The organism is Mycobacterium sp., assembly GCF_050701675.1.
Lineage (GTDB): Bacteria > Actinomycetota > Actinomycetes > Mycobacteriales > Mycobacteriaceae > Mycobacterium.
Genome location: NZ_JBOGDD010000409.1, coordinates 1 through 5,866 on the forward strand (window position 1 = coordinate 1; position 5,866 = coordinate 5,866).

The window sequence follows — 5,866 nt, forward strand, 5'->3', positions numbered from 1 at the left end:
TGGTAGACGTGGGCGTCGGAGCCACGACCCACCGCGCCGGGCAGTGGTAGCGAGTTGATGCCTTGAAACGCGCACCCGGTGGCGGTGAGTGCCACGCAGGTGCCCGCGGTGAGCAGCCGGCGTGCCAGGGCTCGACGCGTGCGCCAGCGAATCGGCGTTGCGGTCATCATGACGGTGGTGTCCCCTCGGTAGTCGGCCGCGCTGGGTCCGGGCCCGGCGGGGGTGGCGCCTCAGCGGGAAGCAGAAGACCCGGCAGGCTAGGGGTGCCCTGGTCGGCGGCGGGCGCTGCCGATGGGGGTGACCCTTGGATCGGGGGTCCGATGCGCGGTGGGTCCGTCGGCACCGGGGCGCCGGGAAACAGGGCCGGTATTGGTGGCGTGTTGGGGCGATCCGGCGCCGAGAACGGGCCGGTGGAGGGGCCCATGCCTGGGGGCGGCGGGACGTCGCCGTTCAATCCGGTGTAGGCGGACACCGCCGGGGGGTCCTCCAGGGGTCTCGGAACTCCGCCTGCGCCGCCCGGCGCCAAATTGGGATCGGCATAAATGATGTTGTGCGGGTCGGCCGACTTGGCCAGGTACGGATCTAGCGGAACCGGAATGTAGTTCAGGTTCAGCACTCGCAATGCCGGACCGAGGTAGTCGTTGCACAACTTGGCGGCCTCCGGAGCAGTGACGTTCGCCGTAGCGCCAATCGCGCCGCAGACGAACTGCATGGGGCTAGCCAAGTTGGGGATCGAGAATCCACCACGGGCCGTGCCGGTGTCCGGGTCATAGATGTTGTAACCGTTGGCGAAGGCGTTGGGCGCGACGTGCAGCACCTGTTCGAGATCCTTCTTCACGTCGACCAGCGTCTGCGTGACGTCCTTGAGCCCTTGGAGTTGCTTGGCGGTCCGGTGTCTGGTGTTCGCGACGAACCCCTTCACCGCGGTGATCGCCCCCGAGAGTGTCGTCAGCGCGGCGTCGAGGTCGGACTTGCTTCCGTCGAGAACGCTGGACAGGGTCGCCAACCGGTTGTTGAACGCCACGATCTGTTCGTTGCTGTCCCGCAGTGCGGTGACGAAGACCTGCAGGTTCTTGATGATGCCGACGAAGTCGCCGCCACCCTCCGCCAGTATCCGGCCCACCCCGGAGAGCTGCTTGAGCGTCTCACGAAGCTTTTCGCCGTTGCCGTCCAGTGCGTTGGCGGCGCTGTCGATGAACCGGCCCACCGAGGTGGCCGACACGTCACTGCTGGGTCCCAGATCGGTGGCGAGACGCTGGAGTTGGGTCTTCACCTCGTCCCATTCGACGGGTACGCCGGTCCGGTCCAAGGGAATCACCGCCCCGTCGGCCATCTTTGGGCCACCACCCGATGACTTGTAGGAGGGAGTCAACTGCACGTAGCGCGCGGCAACGAGGTTCTGGGCGACGATCACGGCCTTCGCGTCGGCCGGAACGGGCACCTTGGCGTCGATGCTCAGGATCATCTTGGCCTGATTGCCCTGCGGCTCAATCGAATCGATGGTTCCGACCTTGACACCCGCGACTCTGACGTCGTCACCGGGATAGATGGCCGTGGCCGTCGGGAAGAACGCCTCGATCGTAGTGGGCGCGAAGTACGCGGCGCGGATGGCGAGGAAGCCTCCTCCGATGAGCGCGATGACCAGCATGCCTACCACGGCGATCCGTAACCGTCTGCGTGCAATCACCGTGGGCCTCCGGGGATTCCGTTGTACGGAAGTGGCAACTCGGCGCGAGGGCCGCTCTGCTCCGGTGGTGCTCCGGCGAACGCGCCTCGACGAAATCCGAACGCGTAGTCGAGGAACGGCTCCAGCAACGAACCTGGCAGGACGTTCGGCACGTAGGCGGTGTAGTAGAACCCGCTGGACACGGCTTCACCTAGGGTGGTCTGGAACTTGGCGGCACCGGGGATCGCCTTGGCGAGATTGTCCCGGTTGCGTTCGAGCACTTCGTTCAGGTCGTTGAGGCGGTCCAGCGTCGGCGCCAACTCCTTCTCGTTGTCCGACACCAGCCCGATCAACTGCTTGGAGACCGATGACGTGTGGGCGAGCAGGTCGACGATCGCCTGGCGGCGTTCGACGAGCACGGCCAACAGGTCGTTGGCGTTCAGGATGAGCGAGTTCACCTGCTGGCTTCTGTCGGCGAGGATTCCGGTGACGTCCGAGGCGTTCTTGAGCAGCTTTCCCAGCGTCTCGTTGCGGCTGTTCAGTGACCGGGACAGCCGACTGAGACTGTCGAACGTCGGGCCCAGTTGTGGCGCAATCGAATCCAAGGTACTCGACAGCGTGTCGAGCGACTGGTTGAGCTGCTGAGTATCCGTACCCGCGGTATTGGACGTCAGCTCCCCGACCGCGTCACTCAGGGAGTAGGGCGAGGACGTCCGCGAGACGGGGATTGCCTGGATGCGGTCCAACCTTCCCTCACCCGCTGATTCCAGCGTCAGCACCCGTTTCCCCAGAAGCGATCCGGTCTTGATGTGCGCCAAGGTCTGCGAGCCGAGCGGATACCTGCTCTCGATGGTGAATCCGACTAAGGCGACGCCGTCGTCGAGCGAAACATCGTTCACCGCACCCACTTTGATACCCGACAACGTGACGTCGTCACCGACGGTGATGCCGCCCGACTCGTCGAACAGCGCCTTGTACTGCAACGACGTCGCGTAGGACGCTAGCCGTTCTGGCTGCAGCCCAACGGCGATGATCAGGATGGCGAGCACTACGCCCATGAAACCGATCCTGATGAGGTTCTTCGCCCGGTATTTCAGCATTAGGGCTCGGCACACCTTCCGTTGTCTTGCTTCACGAACGGGAAGAACGACGCCTTGCCCTGCAGGTCGGTCACCTTGAACGAGAGTTCGCAGATGTAGTACTGGACGAAGGAGCCGTAGGCACCGATCCGGGCGAGTTTGCGATAGTTGCCCGGCGCTCGCTGTAACGCCCCGTCGAGGTAGGCCTTCCCGTCGTCGAGCAGCGGGGCGAGTCGGTTCAACTGGTCGACGGTTGCCGCCAGGGGTGGGCGCGATTGAGTCAGCAGGTCCGCCAGTGAGGCTGTTCCGTTGTCGAGCGAGGTGATGGCGGTGCCAATCGGGTCACGGTCACGTGAGAGCCCGGTGATGAGTTTCTCGAGTCCATCGATCGCGCTGGAGAACTTGTCGCCGTCCTTGGAGATCGTGGTCAGAACGGTGTTGAGGTTGTCGATCAACGCCTGCACGGTCTGATCGTCGTCGCCCAACGCGTTGGCGAACGACGAGGTCTTGGTCAACAGGGAGTTCAGGGTTCCCCCCTCACCCTGGAACACCTGTATCAGCGAGCCAGTGAGTGCATTCACGTCCTGCGGGTTGAGCCCCTGCACGACGGGCTTGAGGCCACTGAGGAGCAGGTCCAGGTCAAGCGCAGGCTCGGTCCGGTCTTGCGGAATCTGGTAGCCAGGCGGCAACAGCCGGGTGGACCCGGGACCGTCGATCAGGTTGAGGAAGCGGTCACCGGTGAGGTTGAGGTAGCGGATCTCAGCTCTGGTGCCGCTGGTCAGCGCGACGTTGCGGTCGGCGTCGAAGTCGACGAGCACCGTGCGGTCCGAACGCAGCGACACATCGGTCACGGTCCCCACCCGGATGCCGGCCACCCGCACCGTGTCGCCGGACTTCAGCCTCGAGGCGTCGGTGAAGACCGCCGAGAAACCGTTGGTGGATCCGGTTCGGTACTGCCCGAAGGTGAAGAACAGGAACACCGTCAACAGCGACATGACCGACGCGAAGATGACGAACTTGACGAGCATGCCCCGCGAGCCCGTCATCCGGGTTGCCCGATCTGTGCGGAGTTGCGCGGGGGCCCGTCGATCGGTCCGAACAGCAACTGCTTGAGGCGGTCGGAGTTGAGCAGCAATCCCTGGTTCCCGTAGGCCCACGGGTTGGCCCCGACATCGGCTACGAGGAAGGGCGGGCGGAAGTTGTCCGGCACGACGGGAAGGTGTTGGTCTTTACACGACGGACCGCTCTTGGCCGCCACCTTTGGCAGGTCCTGGGGGTAGCGGTAGCGCTCGACGCCGAAGGTGAAGTTGGTCTCCACCTTGATGCCTGGCCGGTCGAGTGGCGGGATGCGAAGGAATGGGATGAGTCCCTGAAATCCACATCGGATGTTCTCCTGGTACTGCGCCGTGAGAGCCGTCGTGGGGACGAGCATCCGGAGGTCGTCGGTGAGGGCTTGGCGGTTGGTGCCGACTACGTCGGTGCCGGTGTCGGCCAGACCGATCGCACTCAGCAGGAACGCATCGAGGTTCTTCTGTTGATCGATGACCGTGTTGCTTAGTCTGGTGGTGTTGTCGAGGACGTCGACCAGATCCGGGGCGGCGTCGGCGTAGGCGTTCAACGCAGTTGGCGCGACCTCGAGATCGCGGTTGACGTTGTCGAGGCTGGGATTGATCTGCTGCAGGAAGTGGTCGAAGTCGGTCACCGTCTGACCCAGCTTTTCCCCGCGTCCCTTCAATGCCCCCGAGATCGCGGCGAGGGTCTGATTCAGCTTGACGGGGTCGACGGCTTTGAGCACCGAGGTGAGTTGCTGAAACAAGGTATTGGTTTCCACCGTCACGTGGTCGGCGCTGACCTGCGCGCCCTCGGCCAATGGCGTCGGGGACCGCGTGGAGGGTGCGGCCATCTCGACGAACTTGGCGCCGAACACCGTCGAAGAGGTGATGTCGACGGACACGTTGGACGGAATGTACTTCAGTGCACTGGGATCCATCGCCAGGTGCAGAACCGCCTTACCGTCCGGCCGGACCTCGATCGAGTCGACCTGACCGACCTGAACACCGTGCATCTTCACCTTGGCTTGCGGGTTCATCACCAGCCCAGCCCGGTCGGAGACCACGGTGACCGGTACCGTTTGGCCGAAGTCGCCATTGAACATGCCGATGGCGAAGACGACGATCGCCACCAGGGCGACGACAGTGGCCAGGCCGACCAGGGGGCGGATGGCTGATCGCGACATCGGTGTCCTTTCCCTAGCCCGAGAGGTTGAAGTTGCCGTTGGAGCCGTAGACGGCTAGGGACACCAGCAAAGTCACCGACACCACGATGATCAGCGACGTGCGCACCGCATTACCAACTGCGACACCGACACCGGAGGGTCCGCCGGTGGCGAAGTAGCCGTAGTAGGTGTGCACCAGCAGGATCGCCAAGGCCATGCAGATGGCTTGGAAGAACGACCACAGAAGGTCGATCGGGTTCAGGAAGGTGCCGAAGTAGTGGTCGTACAGCCCGCCTGACTGACCGAAGAGCACCACGGTGGTGAACCGGGAGGCGATGAATGACAGGATCACCGCGATCGAATAGAGCGGGGTGATCGCGATCATCCCGGCCACGACGCGGGTGGAGACGAGGTACTCGATCGGCGGGATGCCCATCGATTCGAGGGCATCGATCTCCTCGTTGATTCGCATCGCGCCCAATTGTGCGGTCACCCCGGCGCCGAAGGTGGCGGCTAGGCCGATGCCCGCCACCACCGGCGCAGAGATCCGCACGTTGATGAACGCCGCCAGAAACCCCGTCAACGCCTCGATACCGATGTTGCCCAAACTCGAGTAGCCCTGCACGGCCAGCGTGCCGCCTGTGGCCAGGGTCAGGAATCCGACGATCACCAAGGTGCCGCCGATCATCGCCAAAACGCCTGCACCCATGGAGATCTCGGCGATCAGCCGGATGACTTCCTTGCGGAAGTGGGCTACTGCGCGCGGCGTTCCCCCGATGGCCTTGCCGAAGAACAACGTCTGATCCCCGATGCGCCCCAACGCCCCGACCGGACGGTTGACCGTGCTGACCAACCGCGGGAAGCGGCTGCGCACCACCTGCATCGTGCCCATGCCCCGGCGCCCCT

The 5,866-nt window shown here is 64.2% G+C and carries 5 protein-coding genes; all 5 read right to left on the minus strand.

Features of this window, described 5'->3' with window-relative positions:
* Positions 1–166 precede the first annotated feature (166 nt).
* The 5 genes from ACRDUX_RS12385 to ACRDUX_RS12405 are packed head-to-tail and all read right to left on the minus strand — an operon-like array spanning position 167 to position 5,852.
* On the minus strand, positions 167–1,657 hold the full coding sequence (locus ACRDUX_RS12385; RefSeq protein ID WP_526414285.1) for an MCE family protein: 1,491 nt from the start codon (positions 1,655–1,657) through the stop codon (positions 167–169).
* Positions 1,658–1,683: 26 nt separating this feature from the next.
* Complete coding sequence (locus ACRDUX_RS12390; protein ID WP_526414287.1) at positions 1,684–2,766, minus strand: MCE family protein; 1,083 nt, start codon at positions 2,764–2,766, stop codon at positions 1,684–1,686.
* Positions 2,766–3,791 carry an MCE family protein gene (locus ACRDUX_RS12395; RefSeq protein WP_526414289.1) on the minus strand — a complete coding sequence of 342 codons (1,026 nt, stop codon included), beginning with the start codon at positions 3,789–3,791 and terminating at the stop codon, positions 2,766–2,768. The genes ACRDUX_RS12390 and ACRDUX_RS12395 overlap by 1 nt, the downstream gene beginning before the upstream one ends.
* Positions 3,788–4,981: an MCE family protein gene (locus ACRDUX_RS12400; protein ID WP_526414291.1), complete on the minus strand. Its 1,194-nt coding sequence runs from the start codon at positions 4,979–4,981 to the stop codon at positions 3,788–3,790. The genes ACRDUX_RS12395 and ACRDUX_RS12400 overlap by 4 nt, the downstream gene beginning before the upstream one ends.
* 13 nt (positions 4,982–4,994) lie before the next feature.
* Positions 4,995–5,852, minus strand: coding sequence for an MlaE family ABC transporter permease (locus tag ACRDUX_RS12405; RefSeq protein ID WP_526414293.1), 858 nt, complete (start codon positions 5,850–5,852; stop codon positions 4,995–4,997).
* Between the last annotated feature and the right edge of the window lie 14 nt (positions 5,853–5,866).